23 protein-coding genes and 1 rRNA gene are annotated in these 26016 nt (G+C 41.0%); 11 read left to right on the top strand and 13 right to left on the bottom strand.

The features are described 5' to 3' along the window. Together rrf and trhA are read left to right on the top strand one after the other, a co-directional pair. Nucleotides 1-101 (top strand): 5S ribosomal RNA (gene rrf, locus GUA46_RS16765); the annotation flags it as partial. Between the two features lie 83 nt (nt 102-184). Further along, the gene (gene trhA, locus GUA46_RS16760; protein WP_176621441.1) at nt 185-820 is read left to right on the top strand and encodes a PAQR family membrane homeostasis protein TrhA; all 636 of its coding nucleotides are present in this window, start codon (nt 185-187) and stop codon (nt 818-820) included. A gap of 76 nt (nt 821-896) precedes the next feature. Here the strand turns inward: trhA and GUA46_RS16755 are convergent, their stop codons facing one another. Then, complete coding sequence (locus GUA46_RS16755; RefSeq protein WP_108247264.1) at nt 897-1583, bottom strand: ZIP family metal transporter; 687 nt, start codon at nt 1581-1583, stop codon at nt 897-899. Between the two features lie 56 nt (nt 1584-1639). On the opposite strand from GUA46_RS16755, the gene GUA46_RS16750 reads away from it, so the two are divergent. Beyond that, on the top strand, nt 1640-2803 hold the full coding sequence (locus tag GUA46_RS16750; protein ID WP_176621440.1) for a THUMP domain-containing class I SAM-dependent RNA methyltransferase: 1164 nt from the start codon (nt 1640-1642) through the stop codon (nt 2801-2803). A gap of 141 nt (nt 2804-2944) precedes the next feature. On the opposite strand, the gene GUA46_RS16745 is transcribed toward GUA46_RS16750, so the two are convergent. Genes GUA46_RS16745 through rlmD form a run of 4 tightly spaced genes read right to left on the bottom strand, consistent with a single transcriptional unit; the run spans nt 2945 to nt 5986 of the window. Then, nucleotides 2945-3286, bottom strand: coding sequence for a VOC family protein (locus GUA46_RS16745; protein WP_176621439.1), 342 nt, complete (start codon nt 3284-3286; stop codon nt 2945-2947). Between the two features lies 1 nt (nt 3287). Next, on the bottom strand, nt 3288-4043 hold the full coding sequence (locus GUA46_RS16740) for a DUF6048 family protein (protein WP_176621438.1): 756 nt from the start codon (nt 4041-4043) through the stop codon (nt 3288-3290). Continuing rightward, nucleotides 4024-4542, bottom strand: a complete 519-nt coding sequence (locus GUA46_RS16735) for a DUF6452 family protein (RefSeq protein WP_176621437.1) — start codon at nt 4540-4542, stop codon at nt 4024-4026. Before GUA46_RS16735 ends, GUA46_RS16740 begins: the two co-directional genes overlap by 20 nt. Before the next feature lie 31 nt (nt 4543-4573). Further along, the gene (gene rlmD / locus GUA46_RS16730; RefSeq protein ID WP_176621436.1) at nt 4574-5986 is read right to left on the bottom strand and encodes a 23S rRNA (uracil(1939)-C(5))-methyltransferase RlmD; all 1413 of its coding nucleotides are present in this window, start codon (nt 5984-5986) and stop codon (nt 4574-4576) included. A 235-nt stretch (nt 5987-6221) separates the two neighbouring features. Between rlmD and rocD the strand changes: the two genes are divergently transcribed. Next, nucleotides 6222-7469 (top strand): ornithine--oxo-acid transaminase, encoded by a 1248-nt coding sequence (rocD, locus tag GUA46_RS16725; RefSeq protein WP_176621435.1) that lies wholly within the window; start codon nt 6222-6224, stop codon nt 7467-7469. 63 nt (nt 7470-7532) lie between these two features. Here the strand turns inward: rocD and GUA46_RS16720 are convergent, their stop codons facing one another. From GUA46_RS16720 to GUA46_RS16695, 6 genes are all read right to left on the bottom strand, one after another. Beyond that, nucleotides 7533-8048 (bottom strand): porin family protein, encoded by a 516-nt coding sequence (locus GUA46_RS16720; protein ID WP_108247257.1) that lies wholly within the window; start codon nt 8046-8048, stop codon nt 7533-7535. 135 nt (nt 8049-8183) lie between these two features. After that, nucleotides 8184-9263, bottom strand: coding sequence for a trypsin-like peptidase domain-containing protein (locus tag GUA46_RS16715; RefSeq protein WP_176621434.1), 1080 nt, complete (start codon nt 9261-9263; stop codon nt 8184-8186). Nucleotides 9264-9279: 16 nt separating this feature from the next. Further along, entirely contained in the window at nt 9280-10455 is a 1176-nt protein-coding gene (locus GUA46_RS16710) for a type III secretion system chaperone family protein (protein WP_176621433.1), read from the bottom strand. Nucleotides 10456-10620: 165 nt separating this feature from the next. Beyond that, the gene (locus GUA46_RS16705; protein WP_176621432.1) at nt 10621-11670 is read right to left on the bottom strand and encodes a S66 peptidase family protein; all 1050 of its coding nucleotides are present in this window, start codon (nt 11668-11670) and stop codon (nt 10621-10623) included. Between the two features lie 61 nt (nt 11671-11731). After that, nucleotides 11732-13030 carry a carboxypeptidase-like regulatory domain-containing protein gene (locus GUA46_RS16700; protein ID WP_229418545.1) on the bottom strand — a complete coding sequence of 433 codons (1299 nt, stop codon included), beginning with the start codon at nt 13028-13030 and terminating at the stop codon, nt 11732-11734. Between the two features lie 133 nt (nt 13031-13163). Then, entirely contained in the window at nt 13164-15614 is a 2451-nt protein-coding gene (locus tag GUA46_RS16695; RefSeq protein ID WP_176621430.1) for a M14 family metallopeptidase, read from the bottom strand. Nucleotides 15615-15773: 159 nt separating this feature from the next. Between GUA46_RS16695 and bshC the strand changes: the two genes are divergently transcribed. Beyond that, nucleotides 15774-17378 carry a bacillithiol biosynthesis cysteine-adding enzyme BshC gene (bshC, locus tag GUA46_RS16690; protein ID WP_176621429.1) on the top strand — a complete coding sequence of 535 codons (1605 nt, stop codon included), beginning with the start codon at nt 15774-15776 and terminating at the stop codon, nt 17376-17378. A 205-nt stretch (nt 17379-17583) separates the two neighbouring features. Here the strand turns inward: bshC and pgmB are convergent, their stop codons facing one another. Next, nucleotides 17584-18243 carry a beta-phosphoglucomutase gene (pgmB, locus tag GUA46_RS16685; protein WP_176621428.1) on the bottom strand — a complete coding sequence of 220 codons (660 nt, stop codon included), beginning with the start codon at nt 18241-18243 and terminating at the stop codon, nt 17584-17586. A 207-nt stretch (nt 18244-18450) separates the two neighbouring features. Between pgmB and guaA the strand changes: the two genes are divergently transcribed. From guaA to GUA46_RS16665, 4 genes are read left to right on the top strand one after another with little or no spacing between them, the layout of a single operon-like run. Beyond that, nucleotides 18451-19983 carry a glutamine-hydrolyzing GMP synthase gene (gene guaA / locus GUA46_RS16680; RefSeq protein ID WP_176621427.1) on the top strand — a complete coding sequence of 511 codons (1533 nt, stop codon included), beginning with the start codon at nt 18451-18453 and terminating at the stop codon, nt 19981-19983. After that, nucleotides 19980-22160 (top strand): LysM peptidoglycan-binding domain-containing protein, encoded by a 2181-nt coding sequence (locus tag GUA46_RS16675; RefSeq protein ID WP_176621426.1) that lies wholly within the window; start codon nt 19980-19982, stop codon nt 22158-22160. The genes guaA and GUA46_RS16675 overlap by 4 nt, the downstream gene beginning before the upstream one ends. Continuing rightward, the gene (locus GUA46_RS16670) at nt 22138-22542 is read left to right on the top strand and encodes an OsmC family protein (RefSeq protein WP_108247249.1); all 405 of its coding nucleotides are present in this window, start codon (nt 22138-22140) and stop codon (nt 22540-22542) included. Before GUA46_RS16675 ends, GUA46_RS16670 begins: the two co-directional genes overlap by 23 nt. Continuing rightward, entirely contained in the window at nt 22530-23069 is a 540-nt protein-coding gene (locus tag GUA46_RS16665) for a DUF922 domain-containing protein (protein ID WP_176621425.1), read from the top strand. The genes GUA46_RS16670 and GUA46_RS16665 overlap by 13 nt, the downstream gene beginning before the upstream one ends. A gap of 58 nt (nt 23070-23127) precedes the next feature. Here the strand turns inward: GUA46_RS16665 and GUA46_RS16660 are convergent, their stop codons facing one another. After that, nucleotides 23128-23991 (bottom strand): hydroxypyruvate isomerase family protein, encoded by an 864-nt coding sequence (locus GUA46_RS16660; protein WP_108247247.1) that lies wholly within the window; start codon nt 23989-23991, stop codon nt 23128-23130. A 43-nt stretch (nt 23992-24034) separates the two neighbouring features. Between GUA46_RS16660 and GUA46_RS16655 the strand changes: the two genes are divergently transcribed. Together GUA46_RS16655 and GUA46_RS16650 are read left to right on the top strand one after the other, a co-directional pair. Then, entirely contained in the window at nt 24035-24277 is a 243-nt protein-coding gene (locus GUA46_RS16655; protein ID WP_176621424.1) for a DUF3820 family protein, read from the top strand. A gap of 49 nt (nt 24278-24326) precedes the next feature. Further along, entirely contained in the window at nt 24327-25961 is a 1635-nt protein-coding gene (locus tag GUA46_RS16650) for a CTP synthase (protein WP_176621423.1), read from the top strand. Nucleotides 25962-26016 lie beyond the last annotated feature (55 nt).

Genomic DNA, 26016 nt, shown 5'->3' with positions numbered 1-26016 from the left:
TGGCGACGGGGCCCACCCCTTTCCATTCCGAACAGGGAAGTTAAGCCCGTTTGCGCCGATGGTACTGCCACACCAGGTGGGAGAGTAGGTCGCCGCCTTCCTCAAGGCCCTTCACATTGCGTGAAGGGCCTTTTTTGTTTTATAGGCTATCTTTATCCATTAAAACAAAGAAATAATCCATAACGTGAATACCCAAACCAATCCAGTTCTACTTGAAGAAAAACTAAATGCTTACTCCCATGCATTTGGTATCATTCTAGCATTTATAGGGGGTGTTGTTCTGTATCAATATAATTGGGGAAACTTACCATATATGAAAGGCGGTATAATAGCCTATATCTTGTCCTTGATATTATTGTTTACCGCATCTACCATTTATCATGGAGTAGAAAATCCGGTATTAAAAAGGCGGCTAAGAATACTGGATCATATCAGTATATATTATTTAATAGGAGGAACTTATACCCCCGTGTGCCTATCTGTTTTGTTACCATCCAAAGGGTGGTTGTTATTTTATTTGGTTTGGGGTATTGCTCTGTTTGGAACAGTACTTAAAATATTTTTTACGGGCAGATTTGAGGTTTTCTCGCTGGTCCTTTATGGAGTGATGGGATGGCTTATCGTGATAGACTTGCCTTATTTATTGGAGCATATGTCATCATCCGGATTGATGTATCTTGCTTCTGGGGGAGCTTTCTATACTATTGGGATACTATTCTATGCCGTAAAACAAATACCATATAATCATTTGATATGGCATTTCTTTGTGCTAGGTGGGGCAATTTCACATTGGTTCCTTATACTTGAAATTTTAAGATAAAAGCTTTCCAAATAGCCAATTGAAAAGTGGTCATGAATTACCTTGTGGACGAGGAGCTTGTTTTAAATATATCTTCTTACACCAAATAAGCTATCCCGATGCCTAAGATGATTACAATTAACTTTCGCAGATTGAATGCATGTCCTTGGGCACTTTCAAACAAAATTATGGTGGATATGTGGAAGAAAACCCCAATGGACAAAGCAGTCAACAAGTGTCCGTAATCCGAAACCCACGGAGATGTGGAAATAAAGCTGCCCAAAGGTGTCATCAAGGAAAAAACGGCAATAAATAATAATGTAGCGGACATCTTCATCTTGGAGTTAATCAAAAAGATACTCAAGATAATAGCAATAGGTAACTTATGTATGATTATTCCATAGAGTATTGAATCATTATCATGTATTGGAACACCCTCGATCAAAGCATGTATGCACAAGCTCAAGAACAATAATATCGGGAACTTATTTTCCTTTAAGTGAAAATGCATGTGACCGTGTTCGGCTCCTTTAGAAAAGAATTCCAAGAAAACCTGCATTAGGATACCTCCCAGAATATATAGGGCTATTATTTTGGGATGATGCCCGTCATAAACCTCAGGTAATAGCTCAAAAAAAGTTAGCGACAAGAGGAAAGCTCCACTAAAGGCAAGCAATAGTTTTATATTGTCGTTATTGGTGGGCTTCGTAAACCATACAAAGGCAAAGCCGGACCAAACGGCTAAAATAGGGATAATGTAGATAATACTGGAAGGAAAATTCATGCTCTAAATCAAGGGAGTAAAAATAGTCTATTTTTGCGGAAAGAAATTACAGGAACATGGTAGGAAATTTTAAAATGATGGCCAAGACCCTATACGGATTCGAACCTATTTTGGCAAAAGAACTCCGTAATTTAGGGGCAGGTCATGTAGAGGAAGGAGTTCGAAATGTAACTTTTGAAGGAGATACCGGTTTTATGTACAAGGCCAACTTGTGTCTTAGAACTGCTTTAAAGGTTTTTAAACCTATCAAAACATTTCGAGTATTCAATGAGAAAGACCTATATAGGAATATCTACGAAATGGACTGGCCCAGTATTTTTGACGTGGACAAAACTTTTGCTATTGACAGTATTGCCAATGCCAAGGTTTTTGATAACACCATGTTTGTCTCCCTAAAGGCCAAAGATGCCATTGTGGACAAGTTTAGGGAGGTGGTCCGAGATAGACCTAATGTAAAGACACAAGATCCGGATATCCGGATTAATATTCACATTTATAACAATACCTGCACCGTTTCCTTGGACAGTTCGGGGAATTCGCTCCATCAACGTGGGTACCGTATTTTAACGAATATAGCGCCAATCAATGAAGTTTTGGCCGCCGGGCTTCTGCTTAAAACTGGATGGGACGGGCAATCCGACTTTTTTGACCCCATGTGCGGCAGTGGAACATTTCTTATTGAGGCAGCAATGATTGCTTGTAATATTCCTGCAAACATTAATAGGGAGTCCTATGCATTTATGCATTGGAAGGACTATGATGCCGACTTGTACCAGAAAATTGTGGACGCGAGCTTAAAAAAGGTCCGTGAGTTTCATTACAAAATCATTGGGTACGATAAAGCTCCCTCAGCTGTAAGGAAAGCCCAAGAGAATGTGGATCATGCCAACCTCTCGGATTACATTACCGTGGAACGCAAGGACTTTTTTAGGGTTGATAAGCCACTTGAAGGAAAATTGCACATGCTGTTCAACCCTCCTTATGGAGAACGATTGCCCATTGATATGGAAATCTTTTATGGAAAAATAGGGGACACGTTTAAACAGATTTACCCTGGAACCGACGCTTGGCTTATTACTTCCAATTTGGAAGCCCTAAAGCACATTGGTCTAAAAACATCGAAAAAAATTAAAACTTTTAACGGGAAATTGGAGTCCAGACTGGTAAAATATGAAATATACGAGGGAAGTAAAAAGGCCAAATTCAGTGAAGAGAATTAGTTACGAATCAAATAAAAATTGCGATTTCTCCAAAAATAGATTTGGTGGAAAGCAAAAGAATTGGTTAGATTTGGAGATGTGTTTAAAACACGACTAACTAACTCAACCAAATTTTGTGAAAGGAGTCCTCAGAGGCTCCTTTTACTTTTCTGACCAAATGGCAAGTTCGTTGCCCGAAGGGTCATTGAAATGGAATCTCTTGCCGCCTGGAAACTCAAAAATCTCCTTACTGATTATTCCTCCTGCACTAATTACACGCCTCTTTATTTCTTCAAGATTTTCGTAATATAGGACAACTAGTGCTCCATTCGTGATAGGGCCCGTGAAAAGTTCAAAACCGCCTGCAACCCCACTTCCGGAAAATGCAGTATAGTTGGGTCCGTAATCGGTGAAGGTCCAACCAAAGGAATTGGAGTAAAAGGCTTTCGCCTTTTCAATATCTGTAGCTTTGAATTCGATATAATCGATTGGTGTGGTATTCATGCTATTGGCCGTTTTCTTCCTTTTTCTTTTTGTCTTTTTTATAAAGCGGAATAAAATAACTGATGGAGTAGTTGTAGTTGACCCCAAAATTACTGCCGTCAGTAACCTTGTTGAATCCAGGAATCCAAAGGTTTGGAAACTGTTCATCTTCCGAATTGGTGATAAGAAAACCAAGACGTGCACTCATGCCCACAAAAATATTGGCAAACAGTTCCACTTTGGTACCCACCACAAACTCTAGCCAAGAGGCCGACAGTCCACTAAATTCCCTATTGGGATTCTCACCGGGCAAAAACTCCGGGTTAAAAAATTGATTGGTCTCATAGAGACTATAATTATTAAGCGTTTGACTAAAACTTGCCACGGCATAGCGGCCACCAATGGTAATGGCATTGTTCATACCGTACCAGTTGGTGTAGGTATTCATGTCCACACCGGCTTTTATATAACTTCCAGAGGTTTCATAGTCGTAAAGAATAGTGTTGTTCAGGTTTTCATCCTGTTTTTTTGTCTCATTACCAATTTCTGCAGCCAAATATAATTTTCGGGTCAATCTGTAATCACCTACTAATTCCAGTCCTGTATAATCTTCATCAACAAAAGAAAGTACCAACTTGCTGATGTCCGCCCCGACCCGTAGTCCATAGGGATCTTTGTAAACGACGGTATCTTTTGGTGAAAGATCTACAGGTTCGCTTTGCGCCAAAACCAAAATAGGCAAGAGGCCAATTATGATGCTAATGAAATATTTTGACATGGATATTATCTGTGTTTTCTACATTGGGTTGGACAACCTTGATATCTTGAATCCAGTTTTCGGCACCTTCGGTAAGGGTAACCGAAATATTGTTGTAATTGGTCACAAATCCACATGCCCTTGATATAAATGCTTCTCCCAGTTCATAGGAAATGGTCAAAGTATCAATGTTTCCGGTTTCCAGTTCTGTTTCCTCATCATCCGCAGATTCTGAAATAATTTGATACATAGTCGTGGTGGCGGTACTTCGCAATGGGACCTGCAGCGAATCCGGTGATTCGGAACGATCGCTAAATGAACTATTCGTCAAAATACTGTCGATATCAATATTGCGAATCCTAATGGAGGCCACATTTTTCACTAAAGTGGTATCAGCAATATCAAAAAAACCTATTACCATAAGCGGTGTGTCACCATCAACACATATATCGTCCTTTTCGCAAGAGGATACATAAAAAAGCACCGAAACTATAAGTAGGATGGGGATGATTTTTTTCATTAGGATAAATATGGGTTTTTTAGGTCAAAAATTATACCCGTTTTTCCAAAAGTACAACATTTTCAACGTGATGTGTCTGTGGAAACATATCCACTGGTTGAACTTTGGTGACTTTATACTGTTCTTTCATAAGAGCCAAATCCCTTGCCTGGGTTGCGCTGTTGCAGCTTACATAAACAATTTTTGGAGGTGCCACTTGGAGCAATTGTTCAACCACTTGTTTGTGCATTCCATCGCGTGGAGGGTCCGTAATAATTACATCGGGTTGGCCATTTGCGGAAATAAAATCATTGTTGAATACATTTTTCATGTCACCAACATAGAAATCTACATTGGATATGTTGTTGTGCAACGCATTGGCCTTGGCATCTTCAATAGCTTCGGGCACTGACTCTACCCCAACCACTTTTTTAGCATTTTTCGAGACAAACTGGGCGATTGTCCCGGTTCCGGTGTACAAGTCGTATACGAGTTCGTCTCCGCTGAGTTCGGCAAAATCCCTAGTTACCTTGTACAGTTCATACGCCTGTGCAGAATTGGTCTGGTAAAAGGACTTGGCGTTGATTTTGAATTGAAGACCTTCCATTTCTTCAAAAATATGGTCACGACCTGCAAAGCAGATGACATCCTGGTCATAAATGGTATCGTTTCCTTTAGAATTGATTACATACAGAAGCGCCGTTATTTCTGGAAAAGTTGTTTTTAAATGATTTAAGAGCAGTTCTCTTTTTTCTGTATCCTCTTCAAAGAATTGGATGAGCACCATAATCTCTCCCGTTGATGATGTACGTATCATCAAAGTCCGTAGAAGTCCTTCCTGTCTTCTTGGATTAAAAAATGTGAGACCGTTTTTGTTGGCAAAGTTTTTAGTTTCCAATCGTATGGCGTTGGAGGGATCCTGCTGTAGATGACATTTTTTAATGTCCAAAATTTTGTCCCACATGCCGGGAATATGGAAGCCCAAAGCATTTCTGTCATCTATCTCCTCATCCGAATTTATTTCCTTTTGCGTTAACCAACGGCTATCAGAAAACGAGAACTCCATTTTATTCCTATAAAAATAATGCTCCTTGGAACCAAGAATAGGGTTAGTTTCTGGTAATTCCAGATTGCCAATGCGCTTTAGGTTATTTTCCACCTCTTTTTGTTTAAAATAGAGTTGGTGTTCGTAGCCCATATGTTGCCATTTGCATCCGCCACAGGTGCCAAAATGTTGGCAAACGGGCTCGGTTCTTCTATCTGAAAGAGTATGGAAATTGGTAGCAACACCCTCAAAATAGGCTTTTCTTTTTTTGGTGGTCATCACATCCACCACATCACCGGGTACGGCATTGGTCAAAAATATGACGCGTCCGTCCGGGGCCTTGCCCACGGATTTTCCCTTTGCTCCGGCATCGATTACTTCTACGTTTTCGAATGTTTTTCTCCTTCTGTTTTTACGCATGCCGCAAAAGTAACTTCTTTTTGGTATTTCATGGAACGTAGCTTCTTAAATTGCATGTAAACTTTAGGTGAAAACCAAGGGAATCATACATTCAAAAATTACGTTTTCATCAATTAATTTGTAATTTGCGGGCACTCCAAGGGATGATTTCTCTCCCACGCTGCTTTTTCGAGACTTCGAAAGAATAAAGGTACAGTAGGAATGGTTATTTTATCAATTTTAATCATTTAATGAAATGGCTGTTTTAGAGCATTTAACATCGCAGCAAGCGATAGATTTGGAAAACAAGTACGGAGCACACAATTACCATCCTCTCCCTGTGGTTTTGAGCAAGGGCGAAGGTGTTTACGTATGGGATGTAGAAGGAAAGAAATACTACGATTTTCTTTCTGCTTATTCGGCAGTAAACCAAGGACATTGTCACCCTAAAATTGTTGGGGCCATGGTGGAGCAGGCAAAAACATTGACCTTGACTTCCCGTGCATTTTACAACGATATGTTGGGCAAGTATGAAAAATACGCTACGGAAACCTTTGGATTTGATAAGCTGTTGCCCATGAACACGGGGGCAGAAGCAGTAGAAACCGCATTGAAAGTCTGTAGAAGATGGGCTTACCAGAAGAAAGGTATTCCTGAGAATCAGGCTAAAGTTATTGTGTGTGAGAATAATTTTCATGGAAGGACGACCACCATTATTTCTTTCTCCAATGATGAAGTGGCAAGAGAGAACTATGGCCCATACACTGAAGGTTTTGTGAAAATTGAGTACGATAATTTGACCGCGTTGGAAAATGCCCTTAAGAGCAATCCGCATGTTGCGGGTTTCTTGGTGGAACCTATTCAAGGTGAAGCTGGGGTCTATGTCCCATCCGAAGGATATTTGAAAGAGGCAAAGGCACTTTGTGAAAAGTATAATGTGTTATTTGTCGCTGACGAAGTACAGACTGGTATTGCAAGAACGGGCAAGATGCTTGCGGTTGACCATGAAAATGTAAAACCTGATATTTTGATTTTGGGCAAAGCCCTTTCTGGCGGGGTGTATCCGGTTTCAGGTGTTTTGGCCAATGACGATATTATGGAAGTGATTACACCGGGAAGCCATGGAAGTACCTTTGGTGGAAATCCTGTAGCTGCAGCGGTAAGTACTGCCGCTTTGGAGGTGATCAAAGAAGAAAATTTAGCAGAGAATGCTCAAGAATTGGGCGAACTATTCCGAGAAGAACTCAATAAATTCATCCCAACTTGTGATTTGGTAGTGAAAGTGAGGGGCAAAGGATTGTTGAACGCTATTGTGATCAACGATACAGAGGAAAGTTCCACGGCATGGGACATTTGCATGGCGCTAAAGGAGAATGGCCTTCTTGCCAAACCAACCCATGGGAATATCATCCGTTTTGCACCACCTTTGGTCATGGATCGGGAGCAGTTAATGGATTGTGTATCCATTATTATTAAAACGCTGAATGAATTTACGAAGCAATAGTAATAAAAATAGAAAAGGGCGGTGATTTCACCGCCCTTTATGTTTTGTATAGATTGTAATCTATTATAAAAACTTATAGCCTAATCCAACAGTAAGGTAATTTCCTCTTACTTTGACATCTTCACTACCGGTGTAGGAGTTGTTGATTTGAAAGGTATATCGCGCTTCGATAAAAAAGTCTTCGTCGATATCGTAACCGATTCCTCCTGCAATATCAAATTCAACACTGCTGAAATCTTCCGGAGTTTCCTCAAATGAGAAAACCAATTGTGGGCCTGCTTGAAGGTTAAACTTCTCGGAAATGGCAAATTTTCCTAGAATAGGAAGCATCAAACCACTTGAACCATCTACGTTGGCATAGAGCAGTTCAGGTTGTACATTGAAGTTTTCAGAGACATCAAAGTCAGCTACTGCTCCCAAATAGAATCCAGATTCTGATGCAGATATACTAATGCCATCTGCTTTGACACTTCCACGTGCATTGAGATACCCTGCGGTTGCTCCAAATCTAACTTCTTGTGCTTGAGATGAGTAGGAGAATCCTAATACAGCAATAGCAACTAATAAAAGCTTTTTCATGTTTAATTAAAGTTAATGTTACGGTGGCAAATATAGAATTAAAAACGAATGGATTCTTTATTTACTGAACAAGTCCTGTGTTTTTAATTTCAATTTTTAACAAACAAAATCTCACAAAAAAATGCTTTTAAATTGCTAAACTTCTTCTTTGGATTCTATAGACATTTCGCAACCATATTCATCAGCAAAAAAATTATCCAAATCATCTGCTTTTAAAGCTAGGTTCTTTAGGTTCTGTTTGATGGTATCCGCATGATCTGAGAATATATCGGAAAGATGAACCCTGTAAGAAAGATAAATTTGGTTTTGATGTATGCCCAAATAATAGGGTTCCACATTTGCTTCCAACAAGTGGGTCAATAGTTCTTGAATATTCTGTTTTGGAAGATTGTTCATTGGGGAAGTTGCTACCAGGTAGTCTCTTTTAAAAACGAAAATCCTGATTAGGGCACTTCCTTGATGGAATTCCCAATAATCCCTACCAGCACGTCCAAGAACCGGGTCGATGCCCAAATCTGTCAAGGCACCTTCTACAAATTGGGCAAAGTGGCTTTTCTCGAACTCTTCCCAAATTGAAATATCCATGTTGTTCCCACAATTGGCACAAAACTCTGACTCTTGATCTGTATAGTTATCGCAGGAATTACATTTTACGTTATAGGCGGTTTTGTTTTGAAGCAGTGCAAAGTCACTCATCTCTTTTATTAAATCGATGTGCTTTATTCCAAACCCCACGTTATCTGCATTATTGAATTTTGATGTTGTCACCCCGACAAGTACACCAGCTTCATTGAGCATAGGACCACCGGAATTTCCAGGGTTGACGGCAGCATCGGTCTGAATGTAGTTTCTACTGCCCATAGGTTGACTTGTGGCGGATACGATTCCCTCCGTAATGGTGTAGGGCATGCCGAACGGATAACCATTTATAAAGATTCTTTGCGTGTTTGCAATTACAATTTCTTCTTGCAGTGAAATATCTGTATTTACGTTCTTGAATCCATCAATGCTTAAAAAAGCAAGGTCCACTTCTGGGTTTACCATAACAACCTTTGCTACATGCCTATCTTTTTTATGGTCTTCAACGGCAACTATTTTTTCTCCTTTGATCACATGGTAATTGGTAATGATGTGGTCATGGCCGCTTACCGTAAACCCGCTTCCGGTTCCAGAGGCTGTTACTATTTTAAAAACTGATTTTCTTATGTTTTCCACGTTATTTGGTTTTTGGTTAGCTGAATAATTTTGAGAAGAGGCTCCTTTTTTCTTTTTGCTTTTGACCTGAATTCCCTGCCGTACCATTCAAAAAGGCATTGAATGTATTGAGCAAAATAGGCCTGGCATCATGCAGCTCCTTACCGGAAACTTTTTCCAAGGTATCGTATATAACATTTTGGTGATGCTCCTCCAAATTGTAATTGTAAATCATTTTTAAAAAGGAATATTGCAGATAATAGCAGAGCATCAAATTGTTATTTTCCTTTACATAAGAATTGACATATTGTTCCAAGTTCTTGGCATAGTCCTGCAAAATTTCGTTGGAACTTCGCCATTTGAGGGAAATCAATGCCTTGGCATGGTATATATCTTCCATAAACTCTTCTTTGGGTTTGGCAAGGAGCTTTTGCATAAAGTTCACTCCTTTATCAATCCTATGGTTAAAATCAATCTGCCCATCGAAGAGATTATTGACATATTCTTCCAATTTGGTTCTTAGCGTTCCATGGACACAGGGAATATTGACGATTTTCAACAAGGAAATCACGATAATGTCCCATTGGAAGTCGTTCCATCTTTTCTCTTTAAAAAAGAGGCTGTAATTGTTATAGTCTTCCAAAATATCACTGATTTGTTGCCATACGGTCTCCTTTTCCATTTCGGATAATGGAGTGATACTTGACTCTTTGTAGAACTCAGCCTTGTATTTTTCTATGAATTCATCATCATAATTATCGGCATAAACACTTATTTCCCTTAATAGGTCATATACTTTATAGGGTTGACAAAGCTCTAGTGGTGTTTCATATTCAAACCAAAGTACATTGTCCCTAAGATGGATTTGTGCCAATGTCAATGGATTGAAATTGATTTCTGCCACGCGCCGGAACAGGGCAACTTTGTTTGTTTGTTCAGTAACCTTAACAAAAGGTGCCCTGATTGTGAAGGTGTCTTGCGTAATCGAAATGGAAATCTCAGCGGAACCTTGACCTTGAGTAATTTGAATATCATCCTCCGTACTATGGTCTTTAAGTACATTTGAATTGATATAGTTGATGGTTTCGATCAATGCCGTTTTATAGTTTTTGGCATCGTAGGCATCAATAGCCTTGCTCCAGTAAGAAACGTCCATTAGTGGGTCGTCCTCACTTTTAATAGGTCTTGTGAACCTAGGAAGTACATGTTTCATTATTATAGGTTAAGAAATTACAAATCAGATTTGGGTGAGGTTGATTTGTATTTTTTAGTGAGGTCGTACTATAATAGTATGGCTAATATCGCCTTTTTTTTGAAAAAACCTATAGTTGGACAAATTATTTTGGATGGTAATATAAAGTAAATCAATTGACTAATGTTATTGACTTACCGCGGCCTCGAGTAAACGAAGTTGTTTTTTATAGGCGTTGAAGCTTGCTTCAATCCCAATAGGAAGTGTTGAGTTTTGGGGAATATGGCCAAAACTCATTCCATATACCGCAGGAATGTTCAAAGGTTTTATTCTGTCCATGATCACTTCTCTCAATGTAAAGTTTTCAGTGGTTCTTTTACGGTCACAGCCTTTGCAGACACCGAAGATAATCCCCTTGGCCTTTAAAAAACTGTCTACTTCAGAAAGTTGTGTCAACATACGATCCATTCGGTATGGCGCTTCTTCCACATCTTCCAAAAAAACAAGTTTATCCGTAAAGTCGAGTTCGTAAGGCGTTCCGATCATGGCGGTGACCAAGGTCAGACTGCCACCAATCAGCTCTCCTTGCGCAACGCCGGGAGTAATGGTGTAGCGGTAGTATTCGCTATTTCGATATTGCTTAGGATCCTTTAATATGGCATTTTTAATAGGCATAGTTTCTTGTGGCTCCATCAATACCTTTTTAAAATAAGCTTGACTGTACTCATCATCGAGTGTCTTGCCCACGGGGCCATGGAATCCCACAAGGCCTGTTTTTTTGTAAATGGTATTGATCAATGCCGTAATATCGCTGAATCCTATCAATGCCTTTGGATTGTCCTCGATAGCATCATAGTCCAGCATACCTAAAATGCGTGTACATCCATATCCGCCACGGGCGCAGAGAATTGCATCGATATCGGGATTTGCGAACATTTCGTTCAAATCGGCAGCCCGTTCCTCATCTGTATTGCTGAAATAACCATAGTTTCCTTTGATGCGGTCGGTATAGAAGGTTTTAAAACCCATTTTTTCCAAGGTGTCAACAGCAAGGTAGAGCTCTTCCAATTTTATGGCAAAACCTGGTGCCACTAGGCCAATGGTATCACCGGGGCTTAATTTTTTAGGCTTTACTTTGGTTTTGGCAAAGGAGTCGTTGCCCCAACTTGTTTGATGCAAAAGGGTTGCAGCTCCAAGGACTGTAGCGGATTTTAAAAAACTTCTTCTTTTGGACATTTACATTGGATTTTGGCAACGCAAGGATAAAAATGCACAAAAATTAGAAGAAAAACACGAACTAATCACTGTTTCTTTCTGACCGTCTTAACTGTCGTTGGATTTTTTTGATAGCAGATTCGATGGACTTTTCAGGTTCGATGATATTATACTCTCCCCAAAAGTCTGGGTCGGAAAACCCGGTGGCCTCATCACTCAGGATAATTGATTTTCGGATTCGCTGACGATACTTTGGTCTTTCGTCCTTGCTTACCGTTTCCCAGTCGGTAATGGCCATTTCAGCGGTCATACTATACTGTGAGTTGAACCATTTGTCTGCCCAATCCACTTTGAACTCCATAAAAACACTACTGTAGCCATAGTGCCATTTACCATTTTTTTCACGGTAATCCACCCGGTAAGATACTTCGGTGGGCCAAACATCTACTTTAGCAGGCTTTCTGCGAACAAAAAGTTGCGCGGCTTGGTCTCTATCGGTAATGTTCAATGAAAAAACGGCACCGGTCAGAATTTTATTCTCTACATCGATATACAGTTCCCCTTGGTACAATGGCTCCAAAATTCCTTCATGCTGGTTGAACCTGATGACATAGATCAATCTATCATTGGTTCTTACGGAACGGTCAAAAGTAAATTTGTAATTGGTAAGCGATTCTTCCGAGAATATGTACTCGGGATACTTCATCATATCCACGTAAAGTGTATTGTAGGGCCCTCCTTGCAGTTTCAGCGCTACAGTATCCAATTTACTGTAATCTGTACTTTTTCTGGCCTTGTAGAGCTCAACGGCATCTTCCCTGACTATATTATATGGCGTTTTGTATACATTCACAACCGCTTCGGCCAAGGAAACGTTCTTTCTACGTCTTTTTATGGTTTCCCTGTAAAATGCTGTCATTAATGATGGGTCCTGAAAGTAATTCTCGTCCCTGTTTTTCAGTGTTTCCTTCACTAGGCCCATGGCATCCTTGGGTGCATTGATATTTATTTCGGAAAGTTGTGTCACTGAAACTTCTAAGGATATTTCGTTGCCTTCACGTTCCAAGTCCGAAATGGGCAATGTTTTTGTTTTGTAGCCCAAAAAGGAGACTACCAAGTTTTTGCTGATATGCTCTTTGGGCACCTTAAGTAGAAAATTTCCCTCCGTATTGCTAATGGTACTAATGTTTGTACCCTCTACAGTGAGTGTAGCAAAGACAAGGGCTTTATTGCTCGAAGCTTCTTTAACCTCCCCACTATACTCATTGTAATCAAGCTCGGCATTATTTTGCTGAAATGCCAAGGATGACTGAGGCACTAGCATGACCAAGGCAGCAATTATACATAAGAATGTAGCCTTGAATTGTATGGGTGAAAACATTGATGGAGTTTTTATTGGCATATCCGCAATTTTTCCTTGTTACTTTTACTAAATGTACAAAAAAAAGGAGGTATGTATCAATGCTTTTTTCGTTAAAAAAAGCGAATAATACCCTCAAAATCAGATAAAAAAACTAATCTACCATAAAAATTGCATTGGCAAAGAACAATTTTCCGTTTTCCCAAAACCCTCTAAATAATGGATTGTCCACCATATAAATAACCTGGCCCCGGCCATGGTTTTCAATACCGAAGATTAATGACTCCGAAATCTTTTTCCTTGCTTCCGCTCCGGCAAAGCCTGAAAATGGTTTTGTGTTTTGTTCAAGATATACTGCATTCCCGTTGTCCAGATATTGATAAGCGCTGCTGCCCAGTTTTAGGGAGAAATAGTCAGAGCCATATCCGTAGGCTAAAGGGTTGGAGTTGTCTACTTTGGTTTTGAAGATAGCCCCTGTAATGGCCCCTTTGATACGTTCCCGCTCCCAGTCCTTGTATGGTTGTGGAGTGTTTTCATCATTTTCTGTTTCTTCCAATTTCTTTTTTTGGATGCCAAATCCTTTTTCGCCATCAAGGGCATCAATGGAGCCGCCCATAGCAATGATTTTTCCACCTTTTCTTACCCAACCTTTAAGCTCGGTAAGCTCGTCCTCATTAAAGTAGTTGCCGTAACGTCCATCAGGCAACACAAGGACATCGTATTCATATAGGTCTACTCGGTCGGCGTACTCATCGTCTATTACGGTAAGCGGGTAGTGCAATTGCTGTTCAAAAAAGTGCCAAATCTCACCAAATCGAAGTGTGGAGGTAGGCCCTCCGGACAATACGGCAATTTTAGGTTTGGAAATCATTTGAATGGATGAAGAACCAAAGTCCTTGCCCGAATCTACAAACCCTGTTCCTGTAGATGTAATGTCTTTTTTGAATTTTGTAGCAATGGATTGCAGGGTCGGAATAAAGTCTTCTTTATTTTCATTATCGCCCTTGGTGATGATCAACGTGCCTCTTTCAAAGGACCTCCCCTCAATAGTAAAAGGGTGGTCCGCTTTTCGAACCCTGATTCCTTCTTTTAGCAGAGCCGCTAAAAAGCGGGCGTCATCCATACTGTTCCAATCGGTCAAATAAGCATAGCTTCCACTCGCAATGTTCGAGGAGGGCACAGTTTCCTGGGTATTTTGCGAAGCAATTGCTGATGTTGATGCAATCGCATCCAAGCCGTATGCATAGGGCAACGACCACGCGGTAATGTCATAGGTCAACGAATCGGACAGTTTAGCGTTGGGTTCGAAAAGTACTTTTACCAATGTTCCCTTAGGTTGGTCTGTAGATACCACCATTCCATTTTTGTTGATGGAAAGGCTGCCGTTGCTTCCAGAACCATAGCTATGGCCCTTGTAAGACCCACTTGTAAGGTCGCCGTATTCAATGTTATGTTTTTCCAAAAGGGATTTAAGAGCATCCAATTTGTTCTTCTTTCCTTTGAGTACGTAGCTTTTATATTTAAAATCTTTGTTTTGATGGAACTCTCTGAATTCTTGGTTGAGTTTTTCCGCGTTTTGGGAAGATACTTCCACGGTAGAAAGCCCAGTGGTAAAGTGATGGGCAATTCTGTCTTTCAATGTTAGTGTATCGCCGATGGCGGTTACAATGCCCAAACCGGCTTGTCCGCTGCCCCCTTGTTCATAGGTCATGCCAATGGCGCCATTATAAATAGGGTAGGTGTCTCCGTAACTTGGGTAAAGCAGGTCAAAGACTTCTTTGGTAAAATAGAACCACCCGTTGGCATCAAAATATTTTGCGTGGTTTCTACCGAGGGTAACCTGAAAATCACGTTGAAAATCCGTTATCACTTCGTGATAGGGTTCCGCCGCTGGAGCAAAATAATATGGGCTGTTCACACCCTGCTCATGAAAGTCCACGTGTACATGGGGCAACCATTGATTGAACATTTTTAACCGTTGCTGGCTTTCAATCTGTGTGAGCCAGGCCCAATCGCGGTTAAGGTCGAACATATAGTGGTTGCTCCTGCCGCTCCACCATCCTTCGTGGTGCTCCTTACTGTTGGGGTCTACTTGGTAGGGCGTGTTTTTATATTGATTGTACCAATTGCTGTACCTGTCCCTGCCATCGGGATTGATACATGGGTCCATGATTACCACCGTATTTTCTAAATATGAACTTTTTTTGGTCAAAAGTTCATAAATGGTTTTCATGGAAGCTTCCGTGCTCACACTTTCGTTCCCGTGCACGTTATAGCTCAACCAAACAATTGCTTTGGAGGAATTTCCTGCACCCTCCGTGTCTTTTAAATGTTCCTGACGAATGGTCTCCAGATTGGCCAGGTTTTCCGCTGAAGACACATAGGCCAAAATCAATGGGCGGCGTTCGTTGGTCTTTCCGTAGACGGTAAGCTGCACCCTGTCCGGAGCGGACTCGGCCAAGTACTCATAGTAATCCACTACTTCATGGTGTCTTGTGAACTGGGTTCCGAGTTCATATCCCAAAAACTCGGATGGGGATTTTAACTGTTGTGCGGATAAAGAAATTGATGCTAATAGAATAAGGGAAAATAAAAATCTGGTCATGCTCGGTTTAATTGGTTTTACCAAATCTAATAATAAATTGAGCCAGAAACCTAATTTTATTGGGGTGGGACCGCTAAAATTGCATAAAATTCAATTAACGTATTTTTGGGATGAGAAATAAAGAAGAGACTTATCTTTGAACACCTCATTACTGTTTTAATGGAAGTAGAATGTATACCCTTTAAGGAGACCGGTTATTTTTCCCAATTAATTTGCGACTATTTAGATCAGAAAAAGGAACTGACATCCTTTTATAATAGGTTTCCCTTGTTGGAGAATTTTGAGGGCCAGATCAAAGAAAAAGCGTCCAACTACCCCAAGACAAACAGAACTGTTCTGGTCAATTCTTTGAAAAACCAGTATAAAAATATAGAGATCTCCAATGACACTCAGGAAAATATTGATGCGCTAAAGGATGAGAAGACCTTTACGGTGGTTACGGGGCATCAATTAAATCTTTTTACCGGCCCATTGTATTTTCTTTATAAAATTGTATCCACCATCAATTTGGCTAAAAAACTCAATCAAGAACATCCAGACCATCACTTTGTCCCGGTATATTGGATGGCCACTGAGGACCACGATTTTGATGAGATCAATTATTTCAATCTACATGGAAAAAAGGTGCTATGGAACAAAAAAGCATCTGGAGCGGTAGGAAGATTGTCAACAGAGGGGTTGGAAGATGTATTTGACATATTTGCAGCGGAACTTGGAAATTTAGGGTTGACGGATAGCCTAAAGGAACTTTTTAGGTCGAGTTATCTTGAACATTCCAACTTGACCGATGCCACTAGATATCTTGCCAATGCCCTTTTTGGGGAACAGGGATTGGTAATTGTTGACGGAGATGACAAGGATTTGAAAAAACTGTTGGTTCCCTATGCCAAAAAGGATATTCTTGAACATACACCATTCCAAAACATTTCTGAAACCATTGATGCCTTAGGAAAGGTGTCTACGGACTACAACATACAGGTAAACCCTAGGGAAATCAATTATTTTTATCTAAAGGATGGTCTGCGGGAAAGAATCGTGGAGAAAAATGGAAAATACGGGGTCGTTGGCACTCAAATCCAATTTTCCAAGGAAGAACTTCTTTCCGAGCTTGAAGCCAATCCTGAACGTTTTTCGCCCAATGTGGTGGCGCGACCATTGTACCAAGAAGTGATTCTGCCCAACCTTTGCTACATTGGCGGGGGAGGTGAGCTAGCCTATTGGCTGGAGCTCAAATCTTATTTTGATGAGATGGGGGTAACGTTCCCAATGTTAATGTTGCGTAATTCAGCCTTGTTGATAACGGAGAAACAATCTGAAAAAGTAGAGAAAATGGGATTGAAGGTTTCTCATTTATTTATGAAGCAGCATTCGCTCATCAACAAAAAAATACGTGATATTTCCAATATTGATATTGATTTTTCACCACAGAAAAGGTTGTTGGAAGAACAGTTTCAACATATGTACGATATAGCGGAACAGACCGATAAAAGCTTTTTGGGAGCAGTAAAAGCTCAGGAAGTAAAACAGAAAAAGGGGTTGGACGCCCTTGAAAAACGTTTGTTAAAAGCTCAAAAGAAAAAGCTGAAGGATCATGTGATACGATTGACCGACCTTCAAAATGAATTTTTTCCGAACCAATCTTTGCAAGAACGGCAACTGAACTTCTCTGAAATTTATTTGGAGATGGGCGATGCCTTGATTCCGATGTTATTGGATAAGCTAGATCCATTTTCCAAGGATTTTATTGTCCTAAGGCACACTTAGCCAAAGTTTATAGGACATCACTAAAAAAATCAAAAAAAAAATTAAACCTAGGTAGGGTATTTACATTTTGGATTGTTCCATAGGTGTAAATAGCTATGAAAATTTAAATTTTGAGTTGGTTAACTCATATGTTTAGGTTGGTTTTGATTTTATTGAAAAGCTCCGGAGTGGTTCCCGGAGTTTTTTGTTTTTATAATCAAAGCGCTTAAAATAAATCCTTGAAATGTGATTTTACCGCGAAGAGGGTTGCCTCCTTCATGGTGTCAAAACGTATATCGGCATGACCTACCCGTTCTTCTGGGCCAATACCTACGCTATGGAAGTTTCCTGCTTTTGCGGCATCGATTCCTTTTTCTGCATCTTCAAAAACAATACAGTTTTCAGGACGTAGTCCTAATTTTTCAGAGGCGAACAAAAAAATATCTGGAGCAGGCTTGCTCTTGGAAACACTGTTTCCATCACCGATTACATCAAAATAATGAGTGGCCTTGAGTTGTTGCAATACCTTGTTGGCATTTTTACTTGCACTTCCCAGCGCAACGCTGAAACCTTCCGACCGCAAATGTGTAAGCAGCTCCCTGGCACCTGGCAGGTAGTCCTCTTGGGTCATACCATCCAGGCTATTGACATAGATGTCATTTTTTTTGGTGGCAAGTTCAACTATCGTGTCTTCATTCAAGGATACGCCATTATGGTCCATGATGACCTTTATAGAATCCATTCTGGAAATACCCCTCAGTTTTTCGTTTACCTCGCGGTCAAACTCCCAGCCCATTTCATCCGCTAACTTTTTCCAAGCATCATAGTGCAGTTCGGCGGTGTCGGTTATAACACCATCCAAATCAAAAATGAATCCCTTAATCATGGTTGGTTCAATTTAGACCGCAAAGAAATAATGAAATCAATTAAGAAAAAAACTATATAAGAGAGAACGCTTATTAAAAATATAATGAGGAGCAGCCCAAACAAATGAAGTTGTTAATAACCCGTTGGAATTACTTTTGGGAAAAACTTGTCATAAATAACCTTTAAAAGATACTTTTGCAACTAAAGCAAATTGCTATTTTTGCCCATGCATAACAACGTACTCATCCTAGACTTTGGTTCCCAGTATACTCAGCTGATCGCAAGACGCGTAAGGGAACTCAACATTTATTCAGAAATTAAGCCGTACAATAAATTGCCCAAGGATTTATCGGAGTATAAGGCCGTTATCCTTTCGGGGTCGCCATCTTCGGTACGTTCCGAACAGGCGCCGCATCCTGATCTTTCAAAAATAAAGGGGAAAATGCCTTTGTTGGGGATTTGCTATGGTGCGCAATACCTGTCCCACTTTCATGGTGGAAACGTGGCACCTTCGGCAACACGTGAATATGGCCGAGCTAACCTCTCTTATGTAAAGGAAGGAGAGGATTTTTTAAATGGCATAGGTGAAGGGAGCCAAGTATGGATGAGCCACAGCGATACCATAAAAGAACTGCCCGAGGGAGCGGTTCGGTTGGCCAGTACCCACGATGTGGAGAATGCCGCCTATAAAATAGCAGGGGAAACTACCTATGGAATTCAGTTCCACCCAGAAGTATACCACACCACCGACGGAAAAAAACTGTTGGAAAACTTTTTGGTGAATATTGCTGGATTGCAACAGGATTGGACCCCTGATGCTTTTGTGGAAACAACCGTTGAGGAGCTTAAGAAAGAGATCGGAGATGAAAAAGTAATACTCGGTCTCTCAGGTGGGGTTGATTCCAGTGTCGCGGCCATGTTGCTGCACAAGGCCATAGGCGATCACCTATACTGCATCTTTGTGAACAACGGGCTTTTGCGTAAGAACGAGTTTGCAGATGTTTTGGATCAATATAAACACATGGGACTTAATGTAAAGGGTGTTGATGCTTCGGCACGCTTTTTGGATGCCTTGAAAGGTGAATCGGACCCAGAAGGAAAAAGAAAGATCATCGGAAGGGTCTTTATAGAGGTTTTTGATGATGAGTCACACAAAGTGGAAAATGCAAAATGGTTGGCACAAGGAACCATCTATCCAGATAGAATTGAATCCGTTTCGGCCAGTGGCGGACCATCAGCAGTAATAAAAAGTCATCACAACGTTGGAGGATTGCCCGACTACATGAAGTTGAAAATAGTGGAGCCCTTAAAAATGTTGTTCAAAGATGAGGTAAGGCGAGTTGGGGCAAGTATGGACATGTCCCCTGAAATTTTGGGAAGACACCCCTTTCCAGGACCTGGTTTGGGAATCCGTATCTTGGGGGATATTACAGCGGAAAAAGTGGCCATTTTGCAAGAAGTGGATGCCATTTTTGTTGATGGTTTGAAAAAATGGGGACTTTATGACAAGGTTTGGCAGGCCGGAGCCATGCTTTTGCCCGTAGATAGTGTTGGGGTAATGGGAGATGAGCGTACGTACGAAAAATGTGTCGCGCTTAGAGCGGTCGAAAGTACCGATGGTATGACCGCCGATTGGGTGAATTTGCCCTACGAATTCCTGCAAAAAACCTCTAACGATATAATAAACAAGGTTAAAGGCGTTAATAGAGTGGTGTACGACATTAGTTCAAAACCACCGGCAACTATAGAATGGGAATGAAAAAATATATGTTACAACTGGTTTTTACCATGGTGCTCTTTTTTGCTATGGTACCGGTTTCTGCGCAAAACTATGCAACACACGCTGTAAAAGAAGGGGAAACACTTAAAAGCATTTCCCAAAAGTACAGGGTTACGCCCTACAGCATATTACAGGCAAATAAAGAAATCAAGAGTGCTTCCGATGTCAAGGAGAATACAATTCTTATAATTCCTTTGAATGGCAAGCCTGTAGAAACTAAAACCAAGACCAAGGTAGAGGAGGAGCAAGAGGAAGAAGTGAAGCCAATCCGTTTTATACGCCACAGGGTAAAACGCAAGGAGACCATATTCGGTATCACAAAAAAATACAATATCACCCAAGATCAGTTAAAAAGATACAATACCAATTTGTATTCAGAGACACTTGATCGTAAAATGATTCTTCAGATTCCGGTTTTCCCGGAAGTTGAACCCGATGAAGAAAAGGAACTGGATTTTGAGGTTTATACCGTACAACCTAAAGAAACACGATGGAGTGTGGCGCACAAATACGGTATAAGTGTGGATAGCCTTTTGATTTTGAACCCCGAACTGGACAAGACCACCAATTATTTGGCAGCAGGTCAAGAATTGAAACTGCCCAGACCAAAGGGAGACAGCTTAAAAGGACAAAAAACAGACCTGTTCACTTCGTATACGGTGCCGCCTAAAATGACACTTTACAGCTTGGGAAGAGAATATGGTATTCCAACAGATTCCATAGTGAGGCTCAATCCTGAGATTATGAAACAGGGCGGTCTCAAAGAAGGCATGGTGGTAAGGCTTCCCAAAAAGAGAGATACCAAAGGAGAAGTAAATACGGAGAACTTTATTTTTTATGAAGTTAAACCCAAACAAAATATTTTTAGGATTACCCAAAACCTGAAAATCACGAGAGAAGAGCTATTCCGTTTGAACCCAGCGCTTGAAAATGGATTGAAGGCGGGAATGGTGCTAAAATTGCCCAAAGAAAAAGCCAAAGAGCTCGAAGTGAAGAATGCCTTGGTTCTGGATAAAATCAATTTGGTGGACAGTATCAATGTGGAGAATAGGCCCAAGTTGGTCTTTATGCTTCCCTTTAGATTGGACAAGGTAAACGTGGCGGATACCGAAAAAGCCGAGGAATTGATTAAAAACCGTAGAGATCTGGCACTAAGTCTTGGATTTTATACCGGCGCAATGGTCGCTTTGGATTCCATTAAAAAACTAGGGGTTTCAGTAGATGTGAAAACTTATGACACACAATTGGACCAAGCTAAAGTGAAGGAAATTCTTTTCAGGGAAAATTTGAATGGAGTTGATGCTATTATCGGACCATTGGCTGCCGGGCCGTTGGACGAGGTGGCCGTACAGGCCGCTGCAAAAAAAATTCCGGTGATCGCACCCATTTCATCGGATAGTAAGTTGAGCCATAACAATGTGTTCTTCTCCGTGCCAAGAGATGCCGTGCTCAGGGATAAGCTACTATCTTACATGGAAAAAATCCATAAGAACGAGAATGTAATCATCATTGCCGATTCTACCCATCAGGTAGCTCACGATTCTATTTTGAGCAAGTTTCCGGCAGCGCAAATTGCCAAAATCATTGACAACAAATCATTGCATTTGGACCGCTTCCTTATCCAACTTTCCAATGAGAAGGAAAACTGGGTTTTCTTGGAAACCGACCAGCCCAATATGGTGGCAAGTGTCACTTCCATATTGAACTCGGCCAATACTCGAATAGGAGAAACCGAAGAAGGAAAGCAAACAAAGGTGCGTATGTTCACTACCAGCTATAATGGGGCATTCGAGGACGATGCCGTATCAAAAACGCATTTGTCAAACCTTAGATTTACATATCCTTCATTTTACAAGGAAAGTGAAAACGATTCCTTTGTAAGAGCATATACAAAGAAGTACGATGGGCTCGTACCGGATAGATATGCGGTAAGGGGATTTGATGTGACAATGGATGTTCTGCTTAAGCTTGCCTACAAGAAGAATCTTTTTGAAACTTCCAAATATATCGGACTTACCGAATATGCAGGTAATGGTTTTGATTATTTGAATGATTGGACCTCTGGTTATTTTAACAGGGCATGTTATATCATGGAGTACAATAACTTAACGATTAAGGAAGTAGAGCAAAAAAATGACGTCAAAAGTAACTTATAACGGAAATCTTCGCACCACATGTGTTCATCTGCGCTCGGGTAACGAATATATTACAGATGCCCCTGTGGACAATAATGGTAAGGGAGAAGCCTTTTCGCCCACCGATACCGTGGCCACTGGACTTGCCAATTGTATGATGACCATGATGGGCATTAAGGCGCGTGATTTGGAAGTGGACCTGAACGGAGCCACCGCCGAGGTAACAAAGCATATGGCGGCCAATCCAAGGAGGATATCCAAAATCGAGGTGAAATTTGAAATGCCCTCAGCTATTTCCGAAAAGCATAGAAAAATATTGGTGCATACCGCCAATACCTGTCCCGTACATTACAGCTTGCATCCAGATATTGAAAAGGTAATCGAATTTAATTGGACAAAATAGCTCCCATAGTATGTATTTTTCTACTTGGTTTTTTTGGATTGGCGCAAGAAATCGAGCAGGGAGTTCCATGGAGCGAAGATATAAGGCTTACTTGGGCCGATTTTAAGGGAAAAGTACCTCCCGCAGAAGAATCTGCGGCCACCACTGCAAGTGGTATCAGCTATTCCTATTCCGCAAATTTACTGCATCACGAGGTTCATTTGGATTTTGAAGTGAATGCCTATTTCTATCCAAACGAATCGTGGTATAGGCCAAAGCTGTGCAATGAAAATACGTTGGCGCACGAACAGCTACATTTTGATATAACCGAGATCTTTGCCCGTAAGATGCGGGAAAAGCTACATAGAACATCTTTTTCCGATGATGTAAAGGCAGAGGTTAAGAAGATATATAATGATATCCTAAGAGAACTTCAAGAATACCAAGAGCGGTATGACTGGGAAACCAACTTTTCTCGAAACCGTGAGAAGCAGCAGGAATGGAACCAAAAGATTATGATGGCTCTTATGGATAGCTCAAGGCGCTGAATCATGAAAAAGGTCGAACGCCCACCATCCTAATTATTACTTGTTTTGGGCTCTTGGGCTAAATATCACACCTCGTAAAAGCATCTTTTAACGCCGCGATCTTATCCTCCCAGGTTACTATAAATTCTTGGGCCACATAGCCCTTGAAACCCGTTGCATGTATTGCTTTTATGATCGCAGGATAATAGAGCTCCTGTGTCTCATCTATTTCGTGTCTACCTGGAACTCCTGCACAGTGGTAATGTCCAAAATATGGATGGTAGTTTTGTATACTTCGGATGATATCGCCCTCTTGAATCTGCATATGGTAGATATCGAACAATAGTTTAAAGTTGTCACTACCCAAGTGCTTGCAAAGTTCTACGCCCCAAATGGAATTGTCGCACATATAGTCCGGGTGGTTTACTTGGTTAAATAGCTCCATCTGGATAACCACCCCATGTTTTTCTGCCAAGGGCATGATCTGCGATAGTCCGTCAACACAATTTTGCAGACCCACGTAGTCGTTCATGCCATTTCGGTTGCCGCTAAAACAGATAAGGTTGGTGTAACCGGCTTCGGCCACTTTAGGAATCATTTCCGTATAGTTTTTTATAAGCTGCTCGTGGTATTTGGGATTGTTCCAACCTTCGGTCAAACTAATTTCAGCCCCATTGCACATGGAACAATGTATGTCGTACTTCTTCAATATGTGCCATCTATCCGGTCCCACCAAATCAATGGCCTTAACGCCGAGCTCGTTGAGGGTCTTTAAAAAATCCTCCAAGGGGATGTCATTAAAGCACCATTCACAAACGCTGTGGTTAATATTGTTCTTGAGTTTAAATTCTTTGTTTTGGCCTTGGCCGTAAGCCATGGCAGAGGTTGAGGCCAGACCTGCGGACCCGACTGCGGCCGTGGCTATAAAATTTCTACGTTTCATTTTACGGATTTGTTCTGGGAAAGATAGTATTTTAGACCTAGATATGGAAATACACCCCGATTCAAAACAATTGTTGGAACTGGCACATTATAAGATGCCGTTCGGTAAGTTTAAGGGGCGCTACCTTGTGGATTTGCCTTTGCCCTATCTGGTATGGTTTCGTCAAAAAGGTTTCCCCGAAGGGAAATTGGGAAATTACTTAAATATCATGTTGACCATCAAGGATAACAACCTGGAACCCATCATTAGAAAGTTGCAAAAAGATTTTCCTCGTCAATCTACCTGATTTTTGCCCAGCAATTAGTAATTTTACGCCCCGTAATAGAATGATCAATATGTCAGATACCAAGTACATTTTCGTTACGGGAGGCGTTACCTCTTCATTGGGTAAAGGAATTATCGCCGCATCCTTGGCTAAATTACTACAGGCCAGGGGATACCGAACCACCATCCAAAAACTGGATCCATACATCAATGTTGACCCGGGAACACTTAATCCGTATGAGCATGGCGAATGTTATGTGACCGATGATGGTGCCGAAACCGACTTGGACCTTGGCCATTATGAGCGTTTTTTGAACGTACGTACGTCACAGGCCAACAATGTTACCACAGGTAGAATTTATCAAAGTGTTATTGAAAAAGAGCGTCGTGGGGAGTTTTTGGGCAAGACCGTTCAGGTTGTGCCACATATTACCAACGAAATTAAGGAACGCATCCAAATTTTGGGAAAAAGTGGCGATTATGATATCGTTATTACCGAAATTGGTGGAACCGTAGGGGATATTGAATCGTTACCTTACATAGAATCGGTTCGTCAATTGTTATGGGAATTGGGGGAACACAACGGAATTGTGGTGCACCTTACTTTGGTGCCTTTCCTTTCCGCTGCCGGTGAGTTAAAGACCAAGCCGACCCAGCACTCCGTTAAGACTTTGATGGAGAGCGGAATCAAGGCAGATATATTGGTATGTAGAACAGAGCACCATATCTCGGAAGACATTAAGGAAAAGCTGGCGCTATTCTGCAATGTGAAAAAAGAAGCCGTAATACAATCCATAGATGCATCTACCATTTATGATGTTCCTTTATTGATGCAAGAAGAAGGTTTGGATACTGTGACCTTGGAAAAATTGGCGCTCCCCAATACCACCGAACCCAATTTGGACCAATGGAAAGAGTTTTTACAGCGTCATAAAAATCCGAAGGACAAGGTTGTGATCGGGTTGATAGGAAAGTATGTCGAGTTGCCCGATTCATATAAGTCAATACAAGAAGCATTTATCCACGCTGGAGCGACAAATGAAGTGGAGGTTGAGGTAAAATCGATTCACTCCGAACACCTGTCCGCAAAAAATATTGAAAAGAAGTTGCAGGGGCTGGATGGCATTTTGGTAGCACCAGGTTTTGGTGAACGGGGTATTGAAGGCAAGGTAAATGCCGTTACCTACGCTCGTGAGAACAACATTCCTTTCTTGGGAATCTGTTTGGGCATGCAAATGGCCGTAATAGAATTTGCGAGAACCGTTCTTGGCCTAAGTCAGGCCAACTCTACTGAAATGAACAGTGAAACGCCGGACCCGGTCATTAGCTTAATGGAAGAACAAAAAAACATTACCGAAAAAGGTGGTACCATGCGTTTGGGAAGTTGGGACTGTCACCTTAAAGAGGGAAGTTTGGTCCATGGTGTATATGGCACTTCGGATATCGAGGAACGTCATAGGCATAGGTATGAGTTCAACAATAAGTACAAGGAACAATTGGAGGAAGCTGGTTTGGTCGCTTCTGGACTTAACCCAAAAACGGGTCTTGTGGAAGTTGTGGAAATTCCATCCCATCCTTGGTTCGTAGGGGTACAGTATCACCCCGAATATAAAAGTACCGTCGCAAGTCCGCATCCATTGTTCGTGGGCTTTGTAAAGGCAGTTCTGAACCATAAACAGAAACAAAACAGTGCCAGTTTGGCATAAAACAGGCTTTTGGGCATATATTTGTCACCTGAAATACCAATACATATTTCTACTA

It is taken from the genome of Flagellimonas chongwuensis (assembly GCF_013376415.1).
GTDB lineage: Bacteria > Bacteroidota > Bacteroidia > Flavobacteriales > Flavobacteriaceae > Flagellimonas > Flagellimonas chongwuensis.
The sequence above is the reverse complement of the archived record's forward strand: the minus strand, read 5'-3'. Positions and strand labels throughout refer to the sequence as shown.